Here is a 23,249-nt window from a genome sequence, read left to right as displayed (position 1 = left end):
GTCCAAGTGCCGTCAAGTCCGCTTGATGCCAGGCGGCTGCCACGTCCCTTTGCCGACCGGAAGAATCGAAGGCGCTTCAGTTTTCGGCCAGTAGAGCCGCATCGCCGTATAAATCGGGCCGTTCGGCGCCGGCAGCCAGTTCGATTCCTTGTCCGCACCCGGCGACTTGTGCTGGATGTAAAGCGTCAGCGACCCGTCGGCGTTCTTCTTCAAGGTCGGCAGCATCGGCGAATTGATCAGGTAGCGGTCGATCGGATTTTCGATCAGCAACTGGGTCTTGCCATCGTACATTGTCACCGACCAGAAGGCGTTGACCGGCGGCAATTGACCGGCCGGGAAAGTCAGCGTGTAGTTATGCTGGCTGCCGTCGAGCGGCCTGTCTTCCGAATCGAATTTTCCGAGCGGATAGGTCGCTTCCACCGCATCGTTTCCATAGATGCCCGCCTTGGCGCCTGCGGCGCGTTTCAGCCAGTCGCGATTGAAGAATGCGGCGTCGCCAAAGAGGGAGCTGAGCCGCCATCCGTCGACCGACACGCCGGCCTTGTCGATGGCCTCGTCGATTTTTCGTTCTCCTTGCTTCATTCCAATGAGAATCTCGGCTTTGTGCTCAAGCGGGAGATCCCTGAAGCTGAAGGTCTTTCCGCTCCCGACACCGATGCGCGCGAGCTTCGCCCGGATATCTTTCTCGTTCTCGAGCGCCGGCGCGAACTGCAAGCAGAAATCGAGATACTCGAAGAAGTTCGTCTTCACGAGTTCCTTGTCGATCTTCGGAAAACTCACGGCCGGCGAAGCGGGCGGCGCCGGCTGCTTCAGATAGGCGGAAAGCGGCTGCGCCTTGTAACCGGCTTGCACCTTCGTCACGTTGTCGATGTCGCCCGGATCAAGAAGCTGGGTGCGGTACAGGGCGAGCGAGAACAGCGTGCCCGACTGGAACACCTTCTTGATTCCGGCGGGAGTTGTCCCCTTCCACTCCGGTCCGACGACCATGTAGTCGCCAGCATCGCTTCCAGTGGCGCGGCTGCCGATATAACCGTAATTGAAGGTATTGCCGTCGATAAGCTGGACAGAGTAGTAGCGCTTTGGATCCACCGCCGGGACCGAAAGCACCATCGGCTCCGCCCTCAGGTCCATCCACACAACCGAATAGGGCGTGTCGCTGTTCGGTGAAATGACGGCGGTATCTTTATAAGTAAAGACGTGGGATTCGTTCTTGATCTGATTGAACGGCGCCTTGAACTGTCCCGAGTTGCGGTCAATGGCGTATTCGTACATGATGCCGTAGTTCATCACGATCGGCAGGCCGTAGATGAATCCGGCTTCGGCGATGTCCTTGGCCTCGATAATGCCAGGGTAGCTCTGTGCCATCATGCGGCTTGGCCTCGCAATCGCGGCGCCGGCGGCGATCGCCGCGGTGGAGCGAAGTAAGTCTCGCTTCGTCAACATTTGCCGTACTCCATTATTGTTCGATTGAGTTATCGAATCGATCTGCATTCGGATCTCGGAGCACCCATTGCAGTTTATTGGTTGATACACCGACCGACACATTGACCGCGGCCTCCGCGCTTGCCAGCGACGCGACAGCGACCAGCCTGCAAGATTGTCACATACTCATGATCGCGACGCCCGGCCTGCTCCTGCCATAAGGTCGTTCGAACTGCCGCGCGGCTCGCTAGTAGCAAGGCGGATAGGGGTAATAGCCACAGCGCGGCGGCCCATAGTAATAAGGATAGGCAGCCACAGCAGCCGCTCCAACAGCCGCGGCCCCGGCAACAGCAGCGCCGCGATAGTAAGCGCCGCGCCAAGCCGTTCTGCGGGCGACACCAGCAAACGACAGCGGCGTCAGCGGCCGGCCAATGATGTCGATGAAGATCGATGCCGGTCCATCGGCTCCTGCCAGATCACCTTCGAGCACATCGACATCGAAAGTCAGCTTGTCGCCTTCGAGCTTCGGCGACTTCAGCACAACCACCGCGTCGAAGACAGCCGATCCGTCCTTCTTGAATCCGGACACCGTAGCGTTCGGCGGATCCTTTGCGAAATTGTCGCTGCCGCTGCCCCAATCCTCGACGATCCGCGTCGTCAGATCATGCCCGGCAGACCGCACAGGGCGATCCGCAAATACGATGGCATTCGGAGAAACTCCGGCGAGAACGAGCTTTCCGTCCTTGAGGCTGGCGCCCTTGGAGTTGAGAACAAACAACGACGGAACGACCTCGGGCTTCGACTGTCCGATGGATTTCTCCAACGGCATGTGCGGCTTCGGCTCGGCTGCCGATTGAGCGGAAAGGATCGTCGGCACACACGCCATGCCAGCAGCGGCAATGGCGAGAAGAGCGGCACGCAGTATTGTCATTGGTTCACCTTTCTATATCCTGTCCGCACGGCGGCAGGCCGAAGTCGTGCCCTCAAACGGGGCACCTCGGCTGCCAGATCCCTGTGTCCCGTGTCATGCTCTCCGCCCCAACTCAGACCATCGTCGCTGGCATCCGGTGAGCACCGGGAAGTGGTTTTCACGCCGCCATTTCGCGGCAACCGGGGAAGATATCTTGCCATTTCACGCCAATGGCTGCGGCCTTCGCTAATTCTTGCTGCCGGATCGCTATCGAATTCTTACAGATAAGCCGCATAGGACTGGACCCAGAGCACGATACGGGCGATGAGCCCGATGGGACCCGCATTTTCGGCGAACACTGTCGCCGTGCCCGACGTACCGAGGCGCAAGATGGAGCGGTTGGCGTCCGCTGGAAGCGAAATCACCGCGGGATACGCGCTCGTACCGCCGACTGATCCGACACGAGCGAGCATCCCTGATACCGCAATCTGCCCCTGACCGACGCCCTCCGGAATCTCCGTGATGCTGGCCTCGTAGATGCGTCCAGGGTCGTTGTCGAAAACGAGTCTCACCCGCGCGCCGGGCTTGATGGTGCCAAAGCCATTCTGCGAAAACACACCGACAATGGAAATGTCGGACTCTACGATAAAGGACATCGCCGCACGCGCCTGCAGGGCGCGCGCACCGACCGCGAGCGCCACGACGCTGGCGTAACCGTCCGAGGGCGCCTTGACCGTCGTCTGCTCAAGCTCCCATTTTGCGTCATCGAGTTGCGCATGAGTCTGCACCACGGTGGTGTTGACACCGCCGATCGACGATTCGAACGAGGCCCTCGCGCTCCGCTGTTGCGCCTTTGCGGACTGCAACTGGGCAACCGTAATATCGAGTTGCTCGCGCGTGTCCTGTTCACGAAACGAGGTGGCGGCTCCGCTGTTCGTCAGGGAGGCGATATCGTTCAGCCTCTTTTCATGAAAGGCGACCTGCTTTTCAAGACCCGTCACGTCGGCATTGGCTTGATCGTAATTCGCCTTCAGCACCTCGGCCTGCTGAGCGGCGATTAGTGCAGCTTCAAGCTGACGGACCTTGTATCGAAACGGCGTCGGGTCAATTTCGAACAAGACCTCGTCGGCCTTTATCGGCACGTTTGGTTTGACGGGGAGCGCAATCACCTCGCCACTGACGTTCGGCGTCACCTCCACGACACGTGATACGACCACGACGCGCCCGTTGGGGGTGAGATAATTCAGCATCGCCATGAAGACGGCGAGAATCGCAATGCCTGCAAGGGCCGCGACGGCTCCGGACGACCAAGTCAAGCGTATCAGCTTGAACTTTGAAAATGCCAGCCAAATCAAGACAAGGTAGCTGACGAGAATGATGAACATCGTTTGTCCTGTCGCAGCGGTGGCAGGCTGAGGCAAACGTTCTTCGGTCAGTGCCGTTAGAACGGTTTTTTCCCTTGTCTAGGGCGCACGACGTTACTCCCGCTTGGCTGGGAAGATGTCTTGCCATTTCGCGCCAATCGCGACGGCTTCTGCGGATTGCCCGTATGCGGCTCCTTCACGAGACGGGACTTGTCATTTCCTTGAACAGTTCGCTGCCGCCGATAGATGACAGGTTGCATCCTTGTCAAACGCATGAAGACACGGCTGAAGCTGCTCGTTCCCGCATAGCCGAGGCGCAAGGCGATGTCCGATATACGCTCGTTGGATTCTAGAAGCAGGTAGCAGGCTGTATCGAGGCGCACTTCCGCAACCATGTCACTGTAGCTGGTGCCCATTCCGGCGAGATGACGCTGCAACGAGCGCGGGCTCAACCCCAGCTGGAGTGCTGTGTGTAGAAGGGCTGCGTCACCGTGACACAGTGAGGCAGCAATCGCTGCCCGCACCGAGTATCGGGAAGGTATTTGAACTGGCTTCATAGGACCGAAGACATCTGGTGAAGAGCAGCGCCGTGACGCCTCGTCTAGCCTTCTTCTTGCTGGAGCATGAGTGGGAAATCGTGAGCGGTCTTGCCATAAGCCGCCAAGCCGAAAACGAACAGCGCGCCTGCTCCCAGCGGGTCAACCCAGACCCTCCCCCCTTCGGCCTCCAAATGCATCGGGCAACATTTTGCAATACGCGCCAACCGAGAACTGTTAGGCTTTCGACAGTTCAGCCAAGCCGCATCCCGAAACGGGAGAGGCCGCCGAAACTCAAATTCTGCACGAGACAGAAAAATGACCATTCCTTTGACCCGTTGCCAATTCATTATTCCTTTTGCTGCCATTTGTGATGCGATCGGTGCTCCAACGGAGGCGTTGCTGACCAAGTTTCGCCTTCCGGCTTCTTTAGAGGAAAAGCCTGAGCACTATATCCCGATCCTGCTAGCCATACGTTTCGCGGAAGCCGCACAGCGGTCGCAAGGCATCACAGACATTGGATTTCAAGCTGCTCGCCAACTGCATTTCGGCCACCTGAGCGAGAAGATGCGCGCCATCATCCGCTTCTCCCCGACACTGTTCATTGCCTTGCAGCAATTGTGCAAATGGGCGTCGATTGAAGACACGACCGTGAGTGTGTGGCTGGAGCGCGACGACAATCACGTGAGAATTTGCAGCAAGCTCGCGGACACGGCCGGGGTGCCGCATCTTGAGCATTCGCAGTGGCTTCAGAACGTTTACGTGATGCATATCGTAAGGCAATTTTCCGGCCCCCACTGGGTTCCGGCGACGATGGCCTTCGAAGCCCGCTATGAACCGAGCCTTGAGACTCGATCGTTCTGGCAAAATACCCGCTTTATATCGGATCAGAATTCCTCGTGGATCGATATTCCCGTTTCATTCCTGGATCTCCCCAATCTCGCCGTCGAGACGCCGGCGCCTTCACATAGCGACGACGTTGGGCCGTCCGGCCACGAAATCGTCTCAGCAGTCAAATTGATGCTGCCATCCTACCTGGACGATAGAATTCCAACTATCGCAGAAATCGCAGAGATGGCTGGCATCAGCATCAGAAGCTTTCAGCGCAAACTGTCAGGCGCGGGCGTTTCATATTCTGACCTCCTTGACGGGGCCCGCTTTGAAAATGCCGCTAAACTTCTTCGCGACACGAATGCCAAAATTATCGATGTCGCATTTTCATCGGGCTACTCTGACCCCGCGCACTTCACACGCGCTTTCCGACGATTTTCCGGAATTACACCGAGAGAGTTTCGCGGCAAATGGAAGCCGCAATAAGTGTCGGTCTCGTGATATGAGCTTCCAACGCGAAGCTCGGCTTTCGATTGGCGTATATTGGTAATTTTCGGCAGCATATGTCCGCTGCTTAGCGTGGGCCTCGGTTTGTCGCCGCATGCAAAACCGAAGATTTTACAGTTGCGAACCGACGGCTTGGTGGACGGCCACCGGCAATATCAAGTGGGGCTCAACGTTCCCGTAAGACCTCGACTGGTGGGACCATTTGGTCGCGTCGATGGAGGTCAACCTCGCAAGCACAATCTCTCAAAGCTGACGGACAAATCCCGGCGGTACATCCGTCCCAACTTTTCGATCTTGAATTCACAGTAAAATTTGCGCGGCTCGGAGGCATGGCGACTTCGGCAAGTATCGGAATCAATCGACGCAGTAGACGTATACTAAGTCGGAACGGCCTCCTCTTGGCCTCTCGCCAATTTCCGCCCGATACCGTCTATAGTCAGTCGAACTGGGTATGGATGGTCCGGTTTGCGCGATGAGCTGCCCTCCCGCAAAGTCTGCACCGCATGACTTCGCCAGCACATGTTTCGGCGTAATTGTCGACTACTGAAGGACTGCAGTTAGAAGTCTTTCAGTCCAGGGGGTCGAAACTGAATGCGATCACGCGTTTGCAGCGCTGGCGCCCTTAGTCCGTCGACTCTTCTCATGTAAGAGCCATTGATAATGATCTTACTATTGGCGCGGCGAGCAGGACAACAGGCGACATCACGGCCCACGAAACCAGCCATGAGCCGAGCCAATTCCACGGGAAATGGCCGGTTGCGGACGCGGAAAGGCTCGCGATGCCTGCAGCAGCAAAGGAAGTCAATCCCGATTGGATAACGCCAAAGATGAAGTGACTGTAGCGACGCGGGATTGCCAACATAGCATCTCCAAACTCAAAGCGCGCTCAGTCCGCCATCGACGACGAGATCAGCTCCGGCCACGTAGCTGCTTTCGTCAGAAGCCAGGAACAGCGCTGCCGCAGCAATCTCCTCCGGGCGACCAAGGCGGTTGAGCGGGGTGGCAGCCTTGAAGCTCTCCCTGATCGCGTCGGCGCCTTCTTCCGTTGCCGCCTGCGCGTCGATGATGGGCGTGTCGATCGCGCCCGGACTGATCGCGTTGACACGGATGCCGCGGTCCTTGAGTTCAGCGGTCCACGTTCGCACAAACGAACGAACGCTTGCCTTGGTGGCGCTGTAGGCAGTGTAGCCCCGAATGCCCTTGAAGGCGGCGATAGACGAAATCAGGACGATGGCGCCTCCGTCACAGAAGAGAGGCAGCGCCTTCTGAACCGTGAACAGAAGCCCGCGCACATTGATGCCGAAGGTCTGGTCGAAATTTTTCTCCGTCACTTCGACGAACGGCTCCGGATCGATGAAGCCCGCATTTGCGACCAGGATGTCGATCCTTCCCTTCTCGCTCCGGATCCTCTCGTAGAGCCGATCGAGATCCTGGAGGTTCTGGACGTCCCCTCGAACGGCCGCTGCGCGCTCTCCAATCAGGGCAACCGCCATTTTGAGCTCGTCCTGGCGGCGGCCTGTGATGTAGACAAATGCCCCCTCCCTCGCAAACCGCTGGGCCGTCGCGAGTCCGAGACCACTGCTACCGCCTGTTATGAGCGCCACTTTACCTTGCAGTCTTGGCATCATTCCCTTCCTTCCAATCAGGATGCGACTGAGAGCCGGGCAGCCGCTTGCTTCGAGGCCGGCGCCAAGAGCTTATTGTCGATCAGAGACTGCAGGGCCTTGCGGAACGACACCTCCGTGTCGACCACCGTTACGAAGCCGGCCTGGCGCAGCTTGACGGTGCTCACGAAGGCCCTCGGTCCCGCCGGGGCGCCATAGGCGAAAGCGAAGTCGGCATGTTGGTCCCCTTGACCGACGAGATCCCGCAGACTCCGCGAGCGAAGACCATACTTCGCGACAATCTTGCCCCAAACGTCGGCGTGTTCCGCGAGGTACGCCGTCACACTCATCGGCGTGTCCGGTCCGGCCTCGACGCCGAGGGTTTCGGCGATCCCCGGCCACACATTGCGCCACTCGAACACGTCGCCGTTGGTTATGTTGAAAGCCTCGTTCGCTGCCTGAGGCGACTGCGCAGCCCAGACCGCCACGTCCCCGACGAGATCTGCATCGGCCGCTTCCCAGACAAACGACGGGCCGCCCGGGAAGCCGAACGGCTCACCCTTCTCGCGACGGATTGCCGCGTAGGCTCCGATGGCGGGGAGCACGTTCAGCGCCCCTGGGGTGGGACCGGTGACGAGCTGCGGACGCAGAGCCGTATAGCTGAAACCGTGCTTGGCCCCCATCTCACCCACATAGGCTTCCTGATCGAAGAAGAAGTTCGGGTGATCCTTGCGGGCATCACGCTCGCGGGCGGGGATCGGGATCGGATGCAAGTGCACGCCGTAGACCTTGGTCCCCTGCAGGACGCTGATGTGCTGGAAATTCGTCGCGCTGCGGACGATGGGCTCCACCACGTTGCGCAGCATCGCGTTGTTGGTATCGATCTGGTCCTTGCTCGACCATCCGGCGACCAGCTCGGGCTTTTCGTGCAGGGCCGTGTAGGCGACGTGCGTGACGTCGGTCAGCGGCTCGAATGCGGCGCGGGCCTTTTCCCGATCCCGCAGATCGACGGACAGGAAATCGACGTCGCGGCCGCTCGGCAGTTCGGGCTTGCGGCGTGAGACGCCTACCACGTCCCATCCCGCATCAAGAAACCTCTCGATGGCCGCGACGCCCAGCAGGCCGCTTGCGCCTGTGATCAGGACCTTCTGCGGAGCGATCTTGCTTTGATTGGTCGTATTCATGATTTCAATCCTCGTTGTTGTGGATGATTGTCGCGCGTGAAGAAGCTCACGCGGCCGATGCGTTGGCCTCGAGCCATTTCGCGATGTTGTCCGCGGCATCGCCGTAGAAGGTCCGATAGAGATCTTCGGTCACGTAGCCGATGTGAGGGGTCGCCAGGAGGTTCTGCAACTTCCGGAACGGATGATCCGGAGGCAGTGGCTCCACGTCGAACACGTCGATTGCAGCGCCGGCGATTCGGCGCGCCTGCAGCGCTTCGATCAGAGCCGCTTCGTCCACGATCGGAGCGCGCGACGTGTTGACGAGCCTCGCCGTCGGCTTCATCGAGGCAAGCTCGGACCCGCCGACCAGGCCTCTGGTGCGCCCGCTCAGGACGAGATGGATCGTGACGACGTCCGCCTCGCGGAACAGCGTCTGCTTGTCGACGAGGACGGCACCGGCGGCACTGGCCTTCTCCGCGGTCAGGTTCTGGCTCCAGGCGATCACCTTCATGCCGAAAGCAAGTCCGATGCGCGCGACCTCATTTCCGATGTTGCCCAAGCCCACGACCCCGAGGGTCTTACCTCGCAGATTCGAGCCGAGGCCGGTCTGCCACCCGCCCGCCTTGAGCGAGGCGGCCTCGTGATCGATGCCCCGCATACTCGCCAGGATGAGCGACCAGGTGAACTCGATGGTGGGCGTCGCGTCGTATCCTGTCGCGGTGACTGCGATCCCGAGATCGGTCGCGGCCGGACTGTCAATGGACGCGTTTCGCGGCCCGGTCGAAGCAATCAGCTTCAGGTTCGGTAGCTGCTGCAGAATCTCCCTGGGAAGCGGAGTGCGCTCCCGCATGACGCAAACCACATCGAACGGCCGCAACCGTTCGATGACGGCCGAGGGGTCGGCCAAGTGGTCATTGAACACGACGATCTCGGCGTGCCGACGGACGTCAGACCAGTCAGCGAGCCGCAGCGCCACGTTCTGGTAGTCGTCGAGGATCGCAACCTTCATTGCAGCCCTCCCTCAGCGTTCGGCGGCGAAGAACTTGGCCAGAGCTCCAGCTACCGCCTTGGTGTCGTTCTCCATCGGAATGTGGCCGGCCGACTTGATCCGGACGAGCCGCGTTTGCGGAATCTCGCGTGCGTAGCGTTCGGCGTAGTCGACCGTCTGGAAGCCGTCGTCCTCGCCCCAGACGAGGAGCTTCGGGGTCTTGGAGTGCAGCAATGCCGGCAGCATCTCCATAGTGTAGCGATGGTCGGCAGCGCCTGCGAGCGCCAGCCAGGATCGGGCGACCCGCGGGTCCGTCCACGGGTCGAGATATTCCGCAATCTCGGCCTCGCTTGCCGGGCGTCCAAGCGCCTTCACGACGGATACGCGACGCGCGGCCAGAATGTCGTCGCGCGTGGTGGCCGCAGCGACCGCCGGATCCCGGAAGCGGGCGACGCCGGGTACCGGCCAAGAGTCGTACATGGTTCCGTTCACGACCGCGACGCGCGGTACCTCCACCGCCTTCGCGAGCATCAAGTGCTGCGCGACGCCTCCGCCGATGTCATGACCGGCCACCATGACCGGGTCCTTGTGTCCGAGCGCCTGGAGGAAACGGACGAGCCAGGCCGAGAGACGCGGCACCGAAGCATCGGCAACCGTGAGTTCCCCTCCGGAGCGACCGAAGCCGGGAAAATCCACCGCCACCGGGCGGAGACCCGCAGCAGCGATGTCGTCGAGCACCGGCAGCCAGACACGGCTCCAATAGGTACCATGAAGCAGGAGAACCAAAGGCCCGTCTTTGCCGGCCGTCAGATAGCTGATCGGAACACCGCCTACATCGACGGTTTCGCGTCTCGTCATCGCACTATCCTCTCCACGTGTTTCTCCCTGAACCGTCACGCCACCGACGCCCTGGTCGCGGTTTGTCCGAACAGGATCTTCTTCCCCTCCTCCGTGACGGCCGGGCGGCTCGAGTACGGCTCGCCTTTGGCGTAGGCCCGCTGCGTGCCGGGGCGGCTGCGCACCGAGTCGAACCAGCGCCGGAGGTTAGGGAAGTCCTCCAGATTCTGTTGCTGACGCTTCCAGGGAACGACCCAGGGATACGAAGCCATGTCGGCGATGCTGTAGCTGTCGCCGCCAATGAAGGCGCGGTTTTCCAGGTGCCGGTCGAGCACGCCGTAGAGCCGGTTCGTCTCGTTGACGTAGCGGTCGATCGCGTACGGGATCTTGGTCGGGGCGTAGACGCCGAAATGGTGGTTCTGACCGGCCATCGGTCCGAGCCCACCGACCTGCCAGAACAACCACTCCGCCGCGGTCTTGCGGCCACGCACATCCTTGGGAATGAAGCGACCGGACTTCTCGGCCAGGTACAGCAGAATGGCGCCCGACTCGAATACGCTGATCGCCTCGCCGCCGTCGGCCGGCGCGGTGTCGATGATCGCCGGCATGCGGTTATTCGGCGAGATCGCCAGAAACTCGGGCTTGAATTGATCGCCGCCACTGATGTCGACCGGATGGATCGCATAATCCAGCCCGGCCTCTGCCAGGAACATCGTAACCTTGTGGCCGTTCGGAGTAGGCCAGTAGTAGAGCTCGATCATCTGCGATCTCTCTGTGCGCTAAGCGCGAGGCCGCCACGCAGAGGCGAACGGCGGCCTTCGCGCGTCAAGCGGCGGGTCTCAGCTTGCCCGGCGCGTTCCACTCGGCTCCCTTCATGAAAGGGTCGAGCGGTGTCTGCGCCAGGTGGTTTGTGTAGTTCGAGATGAGCTTGGTCGCGGCGAGGACGAGCACGTCCAGCATCGCGCGGGTGTCGTAGCCCGCCGCCTTGAATGCAGACACGTCCGCTTCGCTGAGGACTCCGCGGCTTCGCGTCACCTTGGCCGCGAACTGACGCAAGGCCTCGAGCTTGGGATCGGCGATCGGCCGTCCTTCCCGTACAGCCGCGATGGCCTCCGGCTCAACCTTCGCCATGCGCGACAGGTTCGTGTGGCCGGCCATGCAGTACGTGCACTCGTTTTCGTAGATGATCGCGATATAGGCGACGTTGCGCTCCTGCGGCGTGAAGCCCGTCTTCTCCGCGATGCTCCACAGGGTCGCGTAAGCTTCCAGGGCGGCGGGACTCTCCGCCAGTACGCGGTGGAGGTTCGGAACGAGGCCCCAGGACTTCTGAACGCTGTCGAGGATCTCCGTCGAGTCCGCCGGCGCCGAGGACGCGTCGTGAAGTGTGAAACCGTTGATCATCCCTCGTCTCCTTTACGATGTGACGGCGACAAAAATGCGGGTCCGCGAGCCCAAAGGGCAGCCAGGTCAGAGCAATATCTTTCATTCCCGCGCGGAATGGACGAATTCCATGCCTTTCACGCGACGCCGCGCTGGCTCATGCCGGGCGACACGCACCACGTCCTGTCGCAGCAGGTAGAAGGAAACCGCCAGCAGAACCACATCCTTCATCAGGAACGGCACGTTGCCAGTCATCGCCGGAAATCCAGCCGCGGGATCCCACCCCTCGGGCATGAAGGGGATGATCGTGACGGTGGCGATGAAGGTGCCGGTCGACCCCAGGGCGCCAAGAACACCGAGGCGTTTGTCCCAGAAGCCCGCGAACAGCAGCGTACCGAATGTCCATTCGCTGACGCCGAGAAACCAGCTCGCGCCCTGATGGCCGAAAACCGGATAGAGCCAAAAGATCAATGGGCCGTTGCTGATGAACGGCACAAGCCGCTCGGCCTCATACGGCCACCACTTCTGGTAACCGAAGAAGAGAAACATGATCACCATCGACGCGCGCACCAGATGGTAGTCGAGGTCCTCAGTAAGCAGGCCGGACCGCCGCATGATCATGGTAAGCGGACTCATTGCCGCGTTTAGAATTGCATTCATTTTCGCCACTCCTTGTGTCGAGTTGTGTCGAGCGCCGTTGCGCAGCCGCATCACACGACCGCGGAAATCGGGAAGTCGATTTCGGTGTCGAAGAAGAGGCCGCTCCCGCCTTCACGCGAGGGCGGCTCATCGCAGCGTGGTCAGGCCGCGGGCTTCAGTTTGCCGGGAGGATTCCACTCGGCCCCCTTCATGAACGAGTCGTTCGGGGTCTCGGCGAGATGATTGGTGTAGTTGGAGATCAGCTTGGTGGCGGCGAGCACCAGCACGTCTAGCACCGCCTGATTGTCGTAGCCCGCGGCCTTGAAGGCGGCGACCTCGGCCTGGCTCACGACGCCGCGCTGACGCGTGACCTTGGCCGCGAACTGGCGCAGTGCCTCGAGCTTCGCGTCGGCGATCGGACGTCCTTCGCGGACGGCGGAAATCGCTTCCGGCTCCACCTTCGCCATGCGCGACAGATTGGTGTGGCCGGCCATGCAATAAGTGCACTCGTTCTCATAGATGATGGCGAGATAGACGATGTTGCGTTCCTGCGGGGTGAAACTCGTCTTTTCGGCGATCCCCCAGAGGGTGCTGTAAGCCTCGAGCGCCGCCGGGCTCTGCGCGAGAATGCGATGCAAGTTGGGCACGAAGCCCCAGCTTTTCTGGATCCCGTTTAGCATTTCGCCGGACGCTGCCGGCGCCGTGTTCGTGTCGTGAAGCGTGAAGCCGTTTATCATTTTCTCTCTCCTTCTTCATGTGAACTCTAGGACCGCACCCTCACCCATTCCCCTGCGCTGCGGCAGATGCGGGCTGGCGATATGGTTCATTCCGGTCTGGAATATGGTGCCATCGCATCGAAACGCGCGACGAAAACGGAAAAACGAGAACCGGGGCAGGGCGTGGAAACGATGTCGATGCGGTGACCCCAGCATCCCGAGCGCCTGCCGGCGATGAACAGGCCAATTCCGAGACCGTCCCGTGCGCGGCCAGGCCGGGTCATACTCCAGGCCGGACACGGCTCACCGCTGCCGAATGTTCGACTGGCTACCGCGGCACCGACCCGGCTTCTTGTCTCGCACATGTGCGCTCTCCCGCAGGTAGACCCGATAACGCTGTTGCGGGTCCTAGCGTCACGCAGCTCCTCCTCGGAGGCCAGTTAAACGTTCTAATATTTTGTGAATCGGACGGGCTGAAGACGCGCCCGGGGTAGTGGATCAAGGGCGCGGAAGATGCGCCTGACGATACGTCAAATATCCTGACGATTGCGCAAGATGATCAACTGGGCGATGAGGTCACGATCGATCGTGAAATAAAAGGCCAGAATCAGCGGATCCGGCAAACCACGCATATCGAAATTTCCATCGACGTTGGCGGTCACGACAAAGTTGTCGTGGTGCTTCAAGACCTTCGTGACTGCGATCGTCAGCTCTTCGCCGATGAGATCACGCTCTGCCCAACGCCTGATGGCCGCCTTGCCCCAATAGTCACGCAGCTGATCGTTGACGAGCGCGTCGTCAGCAAAGGTAGCCATCATCCGATCCAGGTCGAAGCCGTTCGTGGCTTCTACGAAAGCCGCTATGAGGGGTGGAAGGCTAATCGGACCGCTGGTCGAAGAACCTGGATTTGGCATGCGGAAGGACCGCCATCACGAATTTGCGCCACCTCAACAGGGTGCATCATCTTCCGACCGACGGATCATTGTATGATGTAAAAATTTATTAAATCGGCAGAATCGATGGTTGTCGCGCTCAGCGCTTCGTCGGCGTCACCGCTTCGGACGCGTCCGGATGGTGGCATCTCCGAACGGGTGATCTGACCTACGATGACGTCAGCAAATCGTCCAGGAGGGCGCGCGCCAGCTTGAGATCTCTGGTTTGGAATCCTTCCGTGAAACGATTCAGAACGAGACCGAGTTCATGACCGGCCTGATCGCGCTGTCCTTCTTGGGCCAACAAGCGCGCCAGGCTCATCGTCGATCTCAGCTCAAGGGCGAGCGCAGACTGCTTGCGTCCGACTTGGATGGCCTCGGACAGGCAATTTATAGCAGGCCCAGAGCCATAACGCGGGATCGCCGCTAGAATCTGGGCTTTGACCCGCAAGAGTTCCGGCAAATCGAAGGTCGATCCGCAATCGTGGGCGCGAGAGATCGCCCCGTCGACCGTGATCAGGGCCTCCTCCACTTGCCCGATCATGTGGAGGCCCTCGGCCAGTGCTCCCGCAAAGGGCGTTAGCTGGTGGTTTGGCCTTCCCGCCGACAAAGTGCCTATCGCACTTCGTAGCAAGTCAACGCCGGCAACCAAGTCCTCGCGCGCGATAGCAATCGTACCCTTAAGCCCATCTCCGGCGGCGCGATATGGTTCCATCGAATATCGGTCCGAATATTTGACGAGCCGCTCGGCGTACTCGGCTGCCATGTCGAAATCTCCGCTCCAGACAAAGACCGCCGAACCGTAGGCAAGCGCGACGCACATCGAAAGCGGGTTGTCATGTCCGGCTCCATCGATGGCGGTCTTTGCGAGCTGGCGCGCCTGGTCGGCAAAACCGCGCAACCATAGGGTCCGCGCGAGACTGATCGGGGCGTAGATCCGATAGTCGAACCCGAAGAAGTTAGGGATGACCGTGCCGGTGTTGGCCGCGCGGGTCATGCCGCGCTCGTCGTGGAATTGAGCTGCCGATTGGTCGCCCATGAAGTGGTAACAGGCACCAAGCATGAAATCGGCCACCACCAGACCCGCCTGATCCTGCGCATCCTCCGCAAAAGCTGCGGCCTTCCGCACGGTATCGAGCGCGCCACGGAAATCCCCCAGCCTCATGAGAAGCCGATACAGACCGTAAAGAAGCTGCAACTTGTGGCGCCGGTCACCGAATGTCTCCTCGATCGCGAGACCACGCTCGATCGCGGCATGAACCTGTTCCGAGTTTCCGCTGGTGTACATTGCGGACAACGCCAGAGCTTCCTGCAGAATCATCTCCTGTCTTGTGCCTCGCGCACCGTCCTCAAGACACGCAAGCGCCCGCTCGCACCACCGAGCGCACTCTTCAAGCAAGGACAGTCCAACAAACAGGGGAGCCGCCCAGGCAGCGAGCTCCACACCGATCGAAACGTCACCGTCGTCTGAGAACGCCCATTCGAGCGCCGCCCGCACGTTGCCAATATGCGAGGCATAGCCGGAAAGATCCCACTCCCCGAACCTCGACTGAACGAGCTCGTCATCCCGGAGAAAGTCGGAAAAGAAATTCGCATGCCGGCGGGCGATATGATCCAGCTCGCCTCGCCCGGCTAGTTTTGCCTTGGCATAGGCGCGCGTCGTGTCGAGCAGCCGGTAATACGTCGGCCCGTGTACCGGCGTCGTGGAGATAAGCGATTTCGCAAGCAGGTTCTCGAAGGCCCCCGTAGAGCCCTCCTCGTCCGGCTCCGCAGCGTAGGCAATGGCGCTGGCTGCCTCAAACGTGAAATCCCCCACGAACACCGATAGTCGGCGCAGAATAGCCCTTTCGTGTTCGGGAAGGAGGTTGTAGCTCCAGTCGAGCATCGCGTGCAGAGTTTGGTGCCGGGGCAGCGCGGTTCGGCGTCCGTGCCAGAGGAGGCTGAAGCGATTGTCGAGAAGTTCCGCAATTCCGCGAATCCCAAGAGAGCCGGCGTGGCTTGCGGCGAGCTCAATAGCCAACGCGATCCCGTCGAGCCGTCTGCAGATGTTGGCGACGATCGGCGCCTCTTCATCGCCCAACGCTACGCTGTAACCGCCGGCGGCCGCCCGCTCCATAAAAAGCTGCGCAGCAGGGAATTTCAGCACTTCTGCGGCGGTCAGACCGACCTGATCAGGCGGGCAGTCGAGCGAATAGAGCAGATGGACACGCTCACCTTCGACGCGTAGCGCTTCGCGGCTGGTCGCAAGGATATGTACTTGTGGCGCCTCGCTGACGACCCGCTCGGCCAGCACCGCCGTCGATTCGATCACATGTTCGCAGTTGTCGAGAACAAGAAGGATCTTCTTGTCACCGAGAAAAGACACAAGGCTGCCGAACGGATCGGCGGACTGAAGAATGAAACCAAGTGCCGACGCGACTGCCGTTGGAACGAGTTGCGGATTCGTCAGCGCGCTCAGATCGACAAAGGAAACGGCACCACTGAAGCCGCCCAACAATGCGTGCGCCACCGAAACGGCTACCGTCGTCTTGCCTATGCCGCCGGGGCCGACGATGCTGACGAACCGCGCTGTCAGGAGCTGCTCCGATACGGCGCGCACGACGTCATCTCGACCGACCATCCGTCCCAATGGGGGCGGCAGCTTTCTGGGCCGCTCGCCTTCCGCAATAGGCAGCCGCTCCGTCGAACGCGATACGGGCGCCACGAAACAATAGCCACGACCGGCAACGTTCGATATGTAACGAGCCCCATCCTCTCCGCCGAGTGCCTTCCGCAGGGATGCAATCTGAACGCGGAGATTGGATTCATCCACCGTCACGCTAGGCCACGCAGTCGATATCAGCTCATCGTAGCCGACGGTCTCGCCAGCTCGCTCCGCCAGCGCGATCAGAACGTCGAGAGCGCGTCCGCCAAGCGGTATCGTCTCATCAGCCCTCATCAGCAGCCTGGCCGCCACGAACAGACTGAACGGCCCAAAGCAAAGCACGTCACCGGGCCGGCCATCGTGACGACGGTTCATACACGCATTCCGCGGTCGTGGCTCGGCATCGCGGCTCTCTCTTTCGGGGACAGCAAGTACCCGTGCCAGATCCGCCCTAGTCTACCGCGCGATGCCTCAGGGGGCGAGTCGACCACCAGCGCCTGTCACGGCTAGAAAATGCAGCGTAAACAATGAGACCATACGTTGATAGCCCAAATTCGACGGTCGACGGGCGGCTTGGGTTAGCAGACCAAATAGCCGTCGGTCCATATATGCCACGCAGGAATAAGCATTATTGCGACAAGCGCACTGCCGAGATCGTAGCCGGCTCCGCAATTTTGTCGGCACGTGTTCCCTGCGCGTCAACTCGGCGGAGGATTTTTTCATGACATCGAAGCACTCGGTAGTGATCGCTGAGCCTGTTCGTACGGCCATCGGGACGTTCGGCGGCACCTTGAGGGATATTCCTGCCGTCGAATTGGGCGCAGCGGCCATCAATGCCGCTCTCCAGCGATCGATGCTGCGACCCGACGAGATCGGCACTGTGGTCATGGGAAACACGGTGCAGGCCGGCAACAAGATGAATCCCGCCCGCCAGGCCGCGATTCACGGGGGGCTTCCCGTCCAGGTACCTGCGATGACGGTCGATCGCGTCTGCGGTTCGGGCGCGCAGGCCATCGTCTCCGCGGCGCATGAAATCCTGATGGGTTCTGTCGATGCGGCCATCGCCGGCGGCATGGAGAACATGGACGCCGCTCCCTGCCTCGTCACGCGCGGCCGATGGGGTCACCGCATGGGCGACGGAACCCTCTACGACAGCGTGCTGCGCGACGGGCTCAACGATGCCTTCTCGGACGCGCACTCGGGCTGGCACACGGAAGACCTGGTCGCGAAGTTTCAGATCAGCCGGGCAGCGCAGGACGAATGGGCCCTGGGTTCGCACAGCCGCTTTTCCGCCGCGCAGAGCGCCGGCAAATTCGAGGGCGAGATCGTGCCGGTCGAAGTTCGCGCGCGAAAGGGAGCGAACACGTTCCGGACCGACGAGCATAACCGTCCGGACGCGACGATCGAGACGCTCGCCAAGCTGAAGCCGGCTTTCCGCGAGGGCGGCACGATCACCGCCGGCAATGCCCCCGGCCTGAACACGGCCGCTGCGGCGATGGTGCTGGCGAGCGAGGATTGGGCCGACAAACGCGGTCTGGCGCCGGTTGCCCGGCTGGTGTCGTACGGCATCGCGGCCGTCGAGCCGGGTATGTTCGGGCTCGGCCCGATCCCTGCCGTCAGACAGGCGCTGGCACGCGCCGGCTGGACCAATCAGGATGTCGAGCGCATCGAGATCAACGAAGCATTCGCCGCAATAGCGCTCGCGGTCATGCAGGAGCTCAAGCTGCCGCCCGAGATCGTGAACGTGGAGGGTGGCGCCATCGCGCACGGACATCCGATCGGTGCTACCGGCGCCGTGCTGACGACCCGGCTGCTCCATTCGATGCGTCGAGACGACCTCAAGAAGGGCGTCGTCACGATGTGCATCGGCGGCGGGCAAGGAATCGCTCTCGCCCTCGAGATGATCGCTTGAGAACAACCACAGGAGCCTTCGATGGTCCTTCTTGTAACGAGCGCATCGGGCGCGAATGGCTCGGGGTACGGCAAGCTCCTGGCGTTCGATGCGGACGGCGAGGCGCTCGGCCCCTTCAGTGACGACGTCCGGATCGTCGACCCGCGCGGACTCGGCAGCGACGGATCACTCCTCTTCGTGAACAGCGGCTCGGACCGCATTCTGGCGCTCGACGACAATGGGCGTGTGGTGCGCGAGACCGGCGTGATACCTTGGCTGAACCCAGGCGGCGGTAATTTCGGCCCCGACGGCCGGTACCATGTAGGAATGCGAGCCGCGCGGACGATTATGGCCTTTGCGCCCACCCTCGATGGAGCTGCAGAAGCCGTGCTTCCATCCTCCGTGGTACCGTTCCCACGCGGATTTGCCTTCGGCCCGGATGGCACCCTCTTTCTCGCGTCCGGCATCGGCCCGGGCGGCGAAGGCGACAACACCATTCTGGCCTTCGATCCGGAGGGAGCGGTCAAGCCTTCCTGGAATGTCCAGGATCCGGACCTCAGTCCGCTGGATCTCACGATCGCGCCGAACGGAAACGTGCTCGTCAGCAGCGAACATCCCTTCGGTGCTCCGGACGCGGTGACGACCATCCGCGAATACGACCGATCCGACGGCCGTCTCGTTCGCGTCCTGACTCCGGATCGCCGGGTCGGATTCAGGAAGCCGCGCGGGCTACGCTTCGGACCGGACGGGAAGCTGTACTGCGTCGCCCAGGACGAGGTCGTCGCGTTCGATTTTACGACCGGCGAATCCTTGGGACCGGTGGTTACATTGCCAGGTCTCAACGGCCAGGCCGTGATCTTCTTTGGCTAGGGAGGAAAATAATGGAAGCATCGGGAGCAACGCATAGGTTCGAGCACGGCCAATGGCCGTACGATCCGAGATTCAAGCAAGTCAACGGCTGGCGCATGCACTACGTCGACGAGGGCACCGGCGATCCGGTCGTTCTCCTGCATGGCAACCCGGCCTGGGGCTTTCTGTACCGGAAATTCATCCAGCCGCTAACCGAGGCAGGAAGGCGCGTGATCGTTCCGGACATGGTCGGCTTCGGGCTGTCCGAGAAGCCCGTCCGCGAACAGGCCCACACGCTCGACGGCCACATCGCCAATCTAACCGGCCTCCTGCGACAGCTCGACGTGCGCAACGCGACCATCGTCTGTCACGATTGGGGCGGCCCCACTGGCCTCGGGTTCGCTCTATCCAATCCGGACCGGGTCCGCGCTCTGGTCATCATGAGCACCTGGGCATGGCCGCTGCCTCCGGCCGACTTCCACAAGCGGATTTTTCCTTGGCGCATGATGCACGCGCCCCTCGTCGGCCCCTATCTTCTCGGACGTCACAATGCGCTTACAGGTCGCGGAATGTATCTTTCCGTGGTCGACCGCAAGAAGTTCAGGGCGGAGGCCCAGAGCGTCTATGAGAGCATCCTGCCAGATCCCGCATCGCGCCTACTCACATGGACCTGGCCGCGCTGGATCCCGCTCGACGAAAGCGCACGCGGCCTGGCCCGCTTCGAATGGCTCGAGCGCGAACTGAGGAAGTCGAAACTCCCGACGCTGCTGGTCTGGGGTCGGGAAGACGAGGTCTTCGACCACAAGACGTTCGCAACGCGCTTCAAAGAGCTCTTGCCGCATGCCGAAGGACCCGAGCTGGTGACGGGCCGGCACTTTCTGCAGGAGGACTCCGGCGAGGAAATCGCCGGCAAGATCAACGGTTTCCTGGACCGCATCGAGGGAAGGCAGTCATGACAACGATCCACGTCATCGAAAATCCGACACTCGAAGGCAAGAGGAGAGCGTTTGTGCTCGCCGAAGACCGCGTCGGACATTACCCGGAATTCCGCGAATTCTTCGTCAAGCAGTTTTCTCTGGACGCGAACGCCTTATCGCGTCCCGGCTACGTGCTGGCGCCCTCGGGAATGGTCTACGCGCTCGTCTTCATCGGCCGCAGCGGAGAACCGTTTCCCGACGGGATCGAGGTCTGCGCCCTGCCCGACGCGTTGGAGCCGTTGAACGATCCGGAGATCGACGCCGATCTTTGGGCGCTGGTCAGGTGGATGATCGCCGGCGTCGGCGGCCCATGGCGGGTGGAGGATCTAGATGCCACGGGTCGGCTATACCAGTTGAGCGTGGCCGCGGACGCGTGACTCGCGGCCGCTCATACGGCGGCGAGCGCCGTCAAATCCCTGGCTACGTGAAGGATGACACCTGACAACGGGTCGAACTGGCCCTCCCAAGGCTTGCGCGCGAGCACCGCGTTGGTGTGCGCGTACCCTGCTTCCCAACGCCGCCGGATGCCGGCCTGGCTGAAATCGATGTCCTTGGTGTGATCGTCGTGGTCCAACTGCGGCGCGAGCAATTGGACCACATGCATGCGGGTCTGGCAGCCATAGCCCAGCAATTCCCTGACCTCCGGATTGCTGTGCTCACTTTCGGACAGCTTCGATGCGAGCTCGTTGATCACATGACGTAACCGGTGCGTCTGCTGGTGGCGCGCGATCTGGCTCGCGATCCGGCTCGAATACTGGACGTCCTTGTGACGGTTGAGAACATCGGCCATCGTCGTCGGCTCGGGCCCAATCGGATTCCACAGATGGACCGAGAAGATCACCGAGTCCCTTCGCGGATTGTCGTCGAACACCGCCTCGGTGGGCGTATTGGAAAGGATGCCGCCATCCCAGTAGAGTTCGCCGTCGATGCGCACCGGCGGAAACGCGGGCGGAAGAGCTGCCGAAGCCATGATATGCCTGACGTCGATTCTGCCATCGCGGCTATCGAAATAGCGCATCTGGCTGGTTCGCACATGCGCTGCGCCAACCGACAGGCGCGGCCTTCCCTGATTGACCAGGTCGAAGTTCACCATCTCGGCAAGGGTGTGTTCGAGCGGCGCCGTCGAGTAGTAGCCGGCCCGATCGGCGCCCAGCGGAAAAGCGTCCCCGACGTGGGCAAGCAGGTTCGGCGTGAAAAAGCCGGGAATGCCCTGGGTCAACGTGCTCCAGTGCGACCAGCGTCCGTCCAATGCAGGGAAAGCGCCCTCAAAGCCCCACGCCGGGGCGCGCTGCACGCGACTCCAGAACTCGCGTAACCGCTCTAACCGGCGCTGCGGCTCGTTTCCAGCGATCAGACTTGCGTTGATGGCGCCGATCGAGGTGCCGATGATCCACTCCGGTTCGATCCCGGCCTCCTGCAGCGCCTGATAGACGCCAGCCTGGTACGACCCAAGAGCGCCGCCGCCCTGCAGTACCAGGACGATCTGACCCGGGAGGTCGCTGCGGTCCGACCGGCGGCGCTGCGAACCATCTTTGGCCTCAAGACGTTCGATCGGTCGGTTCATGCGGACCTCCTGCTTTCAAGGAACTCTTCGCCGATTCAAGACGGTTCCGGCTTGCTGTCAATCGCTGTGCAGGCCGCTACCGGATTGTACGTTTGCTTTGACCTTGGCTTCCGACAGTATCGTTTCGCCGGAATACAGCGACGCCACGGCCAGGGTGGACGTCAGCGCAATCGTCAATACTGAAATCAACAACTGCAACATCGTACTCTCCTCTTCCTCGGTAGGTGTTGGTTAGCAGCATGGTCTTAACCGCGGCCGTGGGCGGCGCAGCGCAGCAGGATGTCGAGATGCGGGGCAACGACAATGGCTACGCTGGCCAGCGCGCTGCCCGTCGTCGCATAGGCGAACAGCGCATCCCTCGCCGTCGCGCTGATGATCTGAACCGTCTCGCTTGCGACCGCCTTCGCGCGGATGGAGCGGATCCAGACCGCACCTGCGGTCGGCAAGCTGGCGCTCTGGAATTCATTCGTACTCATTGCGTCTCTCCTTTACGTGGAGAGTGGCCAATTCTTCCAAGGCATGGCAGATAGGGCCAAGCGATATCGCTCATTCCTGCGGAGAATAAGTAAGATGGATCGTCTGGCTTCGATGGAAACGTTCGTGCGGGTGGTCGAGACGGGCTCCTTTTCCGGAGCGGCCCGACAGCTCCGCGTTGGGCAGCCGGCCGTCTCCAAGTCGGTCGCTCAGCTCGAGGACTATCTCGGCGTCAAGCTGCTGACCCGGTCGACCCGCGGACTCACGCCGACCGAAGCAGGGCTCGGTTATCTTGAGCGCGCCAGACGGGCTCTCGAGGAAGCGGCGGAGGCCGAGCTCGCCGCGCGCGGAGCTCGGGCAGGCCTCAAAGGACGCCTGCGTGTTTGCGCCGCCGTCACGTTCGCCCGGATCCATCTCATTCCGATGTTGCCGCAGTTCATGGCTCAGCATCCGGAGCTGGATCTCGAGGTGATCCTGGACGACCGTCAAATCGACTTGGTCCAGGAGGGGATCGATGTGGCGCTCCGGATGGGGAAGATGATGGATTCGACCCTGACCGCTCGCCGCGTCGCAAGGTGCAAGCGGCTCGTGCTCGCGACGCCCGCCTACTTCGATCGGGCGGGCACGCCGTCGACGCCGAGCGAGCTGAGCAAGCACCAGGCCGTCGTCTATCTGCAGGGAGAAGGCAGCGTCTGGTCGTTCAGGCGCGAGAGTACGGAATTGGCCGTTAGCGTTCAAAGCAGGTTGCGGGTGAGCGCCGCGGAGGGCGTGAGAGCCGCCGTGCTCGCCGATGCGGGCCTGACCATCGCGTCGGAATGGATGTTCAGCCCCGAACTGCGATCGGGCGCCGTCCGTACGGCCCTGTCTGAATGGAGTCTCCCGCCACTCGATCTGTGGGCAGTCCTACCGAGCGGCCGTGCCGCAACGGCGAAGGCGCGAGCGTTTGTCGGGTTCTTCGAGCGTTCGTTCAACCCTTAATTTCGGGACTGTCGAAGTCGGCTGGATGCGTGGCGCGCTGCGT

Annotated in this window: 24 protein-coding genes; 6 read left to right on the top strand and 18 right to left on the bottom strand. The window is 61.4% G+C overall.

Translation table 11 applies throughout. The features are described from left to right. Positions 1 to 12: 12 nt before the first annotated feature. From G6P99_RS20605 to G6P99_RS20590, 4 genes are all read right to left on the bottom strand, one after another. Positions 13 to 1,443, bottom strand: a complete 1,431-nt coding sequence (locus tag G6P99_RS20605) for a DUF1254 domain-containing protein (protein ID WP_165128933.1) — start codon at positions 1,441 to 1,443, stop codon at positions 13 to 15. Positions 1,444 to 1,669: 226 nt separating this feature from the next. Then, positions 1,670 to 2,353 carry a hypothetical protein gene (locus G6P99_RS20600; protein WP_414645580.1) on the bottom strand — a complete coding sequence of 228 codons (684 nt, stop codon included), beginning with the start codon at positions 2,351 to 2,353 and terminating at the stop codon, positions 1,670 to 1,672. 257 nt (positions 2,354 to 2,610) lie between these two features. After that, positions 2,611 to 3,717 (bottom strand): HlyD family secretion protein, encoded by a 1,107-nt coding sequence (locus G6P99_RS20595; protein ID WP_165123298.1) that lies wholly within the window; start codon positions 3,715 to 3,717, stop codon positions 2,611 to 2,613. Between the two features lie 56 nt (positions 3,718 to 3,773). Further along, entirely contained in the window at positions 3,774 to 4,133 is a 360-nt protein-coding gene (locus tag G6P99_RS20590) for a helix-turn-helix domain-containing protein (protein WP_245344132.1), read from the bottom strand. A 417-nt stretch (positions 4,134 to 4,550) separates the two neighbouring features. On the opposite strand from G6P99_RS20590, the gene G6P99_RS20585 reads away from it, so the two are divergent. Further along, entirely contained in the window at positions 4,551 to 5,549 is a 999-nt protein-coding gene (locus G6P99_RS20585) for an AraC family transcriptional regulator (protein ID WP_085402253.1), read from the top strand. Between the two features lie 661 nt (positions 5,550 to 6,210). Here the strand turns inward: G6P99_RS20585 and G6P99_RS20580 are convergent. From G6P99_RS20580 to G6P99_RS20530, 11 genes are all read right to left on the bottom strand, one after another. Beyond that, positions 6,211 to 6,432 (bottom strand): DUF2798 domain-containing protein, encoded by a 222-nt coding sequence (locus G6P99_RS20580; RefSeq protein ID WP_085402252.1) that lies wholly within the window; start codon positions 6,430 to 6,432, stop codon positions 6,211 to 6,213. Positions 6,433 to 6,445: 13 nt separating this feature from the next. Further along, positions 6,446 to 7,195: an SDR family NAD(P)-dependent oxidoreductase gene (locus tag G6P99_RS20575; protein WP_165128931.1), complete on the bottom strand. Its 750-nt coding sequence runs from the start codon at positions 7,193 to 7,195 to the stop codon at positions 6,446 to 6,448. A gap of 17 nt (positions 7,196 to 7,212) precedes the next feature. Continuing rightward, the gene (locus G6P99_RS20570) at positions 7,213 to 8,358 is read right to left on the bottom strand and encodes an SDR family oxidoreductase (RefSeq protein ID WP_165123296.1); all 1,146 of its coding nucleotides are present in this window, start codon (positions 8,356 to 8,358) and stop codon (positions 7,213 to 7,215) included. 46 nt (positions 8,359 to 8,404) lie between these two features. After that, entirely contained in the window at positions 8,405 to 9,346 is a 942-nt protein-coding gene (locus tag G6P99_RS20565; RefSeq protein ID WP_085402250.1) for a D-2-hydroxyacid dehydrogenase family protein, read from the bottom strand. A 12-nt stretch (positions 9,347 to 9,358) separates the two neighbouring features. Next, on the bottom strand, positions 9,359 to 10,183 hold the full coding sequence (locus G6P99_RS20560) for an alpha/beta fold hydrolase (protein WP_165123294.1): 825 nt from the start codon (positions 10,181 to 10,183) through the stop codon (positions 9,359 to 9,361). A 35-nt stretch (positions 10,184 to 10,218) separates the two neighbouring features. Next, on the bottom strand, positions 10,219 to 10,923 hold the full coding sequence (locus G6P99_RS20555) for a glutathione S-transferase N-terminal domain-containing protein (RefSeq protein ID WP_165123292.1): 705 nt from the start codon (positions 10,921 to 10,923) through the stop codon (positions 10,219 to 10,221). A 64-nt stretch (positions 10,924 to 10,987) separates the two neighbouring features. Next, the gene (locus G6P99_RS20550; RefSeq protein ID WP_085402247.1) at positions 10,988 to 11,563 is read right to left on the bottom strand and encodes a carboxymuconolactone decarboxylase family protein; all 576 of its coding nucleotides are present in this window, start codon (positions 11,561 to 11,563) and stop codon (positions 10,988 to 10,990) included. Between the two features lie 81 nt (positions 11,564 to 11,644). After that, positions 11,645 to 12,202, bottom strand: a complete 558-nt coding sequence (locus G6P99_RS20545) for a YkgB family protein (protein WP_094184174.1) — start codon at positions 12,200 to 12,202, stop codon at positions 11,645 to 11,647. A 140-nt stretch (positions 12,203 to 12,342) separates the two neighbouring features. After that, entirely contained in the window at positions 12,343 to 12,918 is a 576-nt protein-coding gene (locus G6P99_RS20540) for a carboxymuconolactone decarboxylase family protein (protein WP_165123290.1), read from the bottom strand. Between the two features lie 509 nt (positions 12,919 to 13,427). Beyond that, positions 13,428 to 13,712, bottom strand: a complete 285-nt coding sequence (locus G6P99_RS20535; RefSeq protein ID WP_245344131.1) for a hypothetical protein — start codon at positions 13,710 to 13,712, stop codon at positions 13,428 to 13,430. A 286-nt stretch (positions 13,713 to 13,998) separates the two neighbouring features. Then, the gene (locus G6P99_RS20530; RefSeq protein ID WP_165123288.1) at positions 13,999 to 16,848 is read right to left on the bottom strand and encodes an ATP-binding protein; all 2,850 of its coding nucleotides are present in this window, start codon (positions 16,846 to 16,848) and stop codon (positions 13,999 to 14,001) included. A gap of 346 nt (positions 16,849 to 17,194) precedes the next feature. Here G6P99_RS20530 and G6P99_RS20525 point away from each other — a divergent pair, with 346 nt between their 5' ends. The 4 genes from G6P99_RS20525 to G6P99_RS20510 are packed head-to-tail and all read left to right on the top strand — an operon-like array spanning position 17,195 to position 20,567. Then, the gene (locus G6P99_RS20525; RefSeq protein WP_165123286.1) at positions 17,195 to 18,385 is read left to right on the top strand and encodes a thiolase family protein; all 1,191 of its coding nucleotides are present in this window, start codon (positions 17,195 to 17,197) and stop codon (positions 18,383 to 18,385) included. A 21-nt stretch (positions 18,386 to 18,406) separates the two neighbouring features. Beyond that, entirely contained in the window at positions 18,407 to 19,234 is an 828-nt protein-coding gene (locus G6P99_RS20520; RefSeq protein ID WP_165123284.1) for a hypothetical protein, read from the top strand. A gap of 11 nt (positions 19,235 to 19,245) precedes the next feature. After that, positions 19,246 to 20,169, top strand: coding sequence for an alpha/beta fold hydrolase (locus tag G6P99_RS20515; RefSeq protein ID WP_165123282.1), 924 nt, complete (start codon positions 19,246 to 19,248; stop codon positions 20,167 to 20,169). Continuing rightward, positions 20,166 to 20,567 carry a hypothetical protein gene (locus G6P99_RS20510; protein WP_165123280.1) on the top strand — a complete coding sequence of 134 codons (402 nt, stop codon included), beginning with the start codon at positions 20,166 to 20,168 and terminating at the stop codon, positions 20,565 to 20,567. Before G6P99_RS20515 ends, G6P99_RS20510 begins: the two co-directional genes overlap by 4 nt. Positions 20,568 to 20,578: 11 nt before the next feature. Here G6P99_RS20510 and G6P99_RS20505 read toward each other — a convergent pair whose 3' ends face one another. From G6P99_RS20505 to G6P99_RS20495, 3 genes are read right to left on the bottom strand one after another with little or no spacing between them, the layout of a single operon-like run. After that, positions 20,579 to 21,754: a patatin-like phospholipase family protein gene (locus G6P99_RS20505; RefSeq protein WP_165123278.1), complete on the bottom strand. Its 1,176-nt coding sequence runs from the start codon at positions 21,752 to 21,754 to the stop codon at positions 20,579 to 20,581. 57 nt (positions 21,755 to 21,811) lie between these two features. Continuing rightward, entirely contained in the window at positions 21,812 to 21,955 is a 144-nt protein-coding gene (locus tag G6P99_RS20500) for a hypothetical protein (RefSeq protein ID WP_165123276.1), read from the bottom strand. 44 nt (positions 21,956 to 21,999) lie between these two features. Then, positions 22,000 to 22,230, bottom strand: coding sequence for a hypothetical protein (locus G6P99_RS20495; RefSeq protein WP_165123274.1), 231 nt, complete (start codon positions 22,228 to 22,230; stop codon positions 22,000 to 22,002). Positions 22,231 to 22,324: 94 nt separating this feature from the next. Here G6P99_RS20495 and G6P99_RS20490 point away from each other — a divergent pair, with 94 nt between their 5' ends. Next, positions 22,325 to 23,206 carry a LysR family transcriptional regulator gene (locus G6P99_RS20490; protein WP_165123272.1) on the top strand — a complete coding sequence of 294 codons (882 nt, stop codon included), beginning with the start codon at positions 22,325 to 22,327 and terminating at the stop codon, positions 23,204 to 23,206. Positions 23,207 to 23,249: the final 43 nt, after the last annotated feature.

Origin of the sequence: Bradyrhizobium sp. 6(2017) (assembly GCF_011058295.2) — a bacterium.
Taxonomy (GTDB): Bacteria; Pseudomonadota; Alphaproteobacteria; order Rhizobiales; family Xanthobacteraceae; genus Bradyrhizobium; species Bradyrhizobium septentrionale.
This window is presented reverse-complemented; position numbering and strand designations above follow the sequence as displayed.

What these genes read in the sequence shown, in the direction of transcription:
- G6P99_RS20605 (WP_165128933.1), bottom strand. Translation starts at nt 1,443, where the DNA reads ATGTTGACGAAGCGAGACTTACTTCGCTCCACCGCGGCGATCGCCGCC.
- G6P99_RS20600 (WP_414645580.1), bottom strand. Translation starts at nt 2,353, where the DNA reads ATGACAATACTGCGTGCCGCTCTTCTCGCCATTGCCGCTGCTGGCATG.
- G6P99_RS20595 (WP_165123298.1), bottom strand. Translation starts at nt 3,717, where the DNA reads ATGTTCATCATTCTCGTCAGCTACCTTGTCTTGATTTGGCTGGCATTT.
- G6P99_RS20585 (WP_085402253.1), top strand. Translation starts at nt 4,551, where the DNA reads ATGACCATTCCTTTGACCCGTTGCCAATTCATTATTCCTTTTGCTGCC.
- G6P99_RS20580 (WP_085402252.1), bottom strand. Translation starts at nt 6,432, where the DNA reads ATGTTGGCAATCCCGCGTCGCTACAGTCACTTCATCTTTGGCGTTATC.
- G6P99_RS20575 (WP_165128931.1), bottom strand. Translation starts at nt 7,195, where the DNA reads ATGCCAAGACTGCAAGGTAAAGTGGCGCTCATAACAGGCGGTAGCAGT.
- G6P99_RS20570 (WP_165123296.1), bottom strand. Translation starts at nt 8,358, where the DNA reads ATGAATACGACCAATCAAAGCAAGATCGCTCCGCAGAAGGTCCTGATC.
- G6P99_RS20565 (WP_085402250.1), bottom strand. Translation starts at nt 9,346, where the DNA reads ATGAAGGTTGCGATCCTCGACGACTACCAGAACGTGGCGCTGCGGCTC.
- G6P99_RS20560 (WP_165123294.1), bottom strand. Translation starts at nt 10,183, where the DNA reads ATGACGAGACGCGAAACCGTCGATGTAGGCGGTGTTCCGATCAGCTAT.
- G6P99_RS20555 (WP_165123292.1), bottom strand. Translation starts at nt 10,923, where the DNA reads ATGATCGAGCTCTACTACTGGCCTACTCCGAACGGCCACAAGGTTACG.
- G6P99_RS20550 (WP_085402247.1), bottom strand. Translation starts at nt 11,563, where the DNA reads ATGATCAACGGTTTCACACTTCACGACGCGTCCTCGGCGCCGGCGGAC.
- G6P99_RS20545 (WP_094184174.1), bottom strand. Translation starts at nt 12,202, where the DNA reads ATGAATGCAATTCTAAACGCGGCAATGAGTCCGCTTACCATGATCATG.
- G6P99_RS20540 (WP_165123290.1), bottom strand. Translation starts at nt 12,918, where the DNA reads ATGATAAACGGCTTCACGCTTCACGACACGAACACGGCGCCGGCAGCG.
- G6P99_RS20535 (WP_245344131.1), bottom strand. Translation starts at nt 13,712, where the DNA reads ATGGCTACCTTTGCTGACGACGCGCTCGTCAACGATCAGCTGCGTGAC.
- G6P99_RS20530 (WP_165123288.1), bottom strand. Translation starts at nt 16,848, where the DNA reads ATGAACCGTCGTCACGATGGCCGGCCCGGTGACGTGCTTTGCTTTGGG.
- G6P99_RS20525 (WP_165123286.1), top strand. Translation starts at nt 17,195, where the DNA reads ATGACATCGAAGCACTCGGTAGTGATCGCTGAGCCTGTTCGTACGGCC.
- G6P99_RS20520 (WP_165123284.1), top strand. Translation starts at nt 18,407, where the DNA reads ATGGTCCTTCTTGTAACGAGCGCATCGGGCGCGAATGGCTCGGGGTAC.
- G6P99_RS20515 (WP_165123282.1), top strand. Translation starts at nt 19,246, where the DNA reads ATGGAAGCATCGGGAGCAACGCATAGGTTCGAGCACGGCCAATGGCCG.
- G6P99_RS20510 (WP_165123280.1), top strand. Translation starts at nt 20,166, where the DNA reads ATGACAACGATCCACGTCATCGAAAATCCGACACTCGAAGGCAAGAGG.
- G6P99_RS20505 (WP_165123278.1), bottom strand. Translation starts at nt 21,754, where the DNA reads ATGAACCGACCGATCGAACGTCTTGAGGCCAAAGATGGTTCGCAGCGC.
- G6P99_RS20500 (WP_165123276.1), bottom strand. Translation starts at nt 21,955, where the DNA reads ATGTTGCAGTTGTTGATTTCAGTATTGACGATTGCGCTGACGTCCACC.
- G6P99_RS20495 (WP_165123274.1), bottom strand. Translation starts at nt 22,230, where the DNA reads ATGAGTACGAATGAATTCCAGAGCGCCAGCTTGCCGACCGCAGGTGCG.
- G6P99_RS20490 (WP_165123272.1), top strand. Translation starts at nt 22,325, where the DNA reads ATGGATCGTCTGGCTTCGATGGAAACGTTCGTGCGGGTGGTCGAGACG.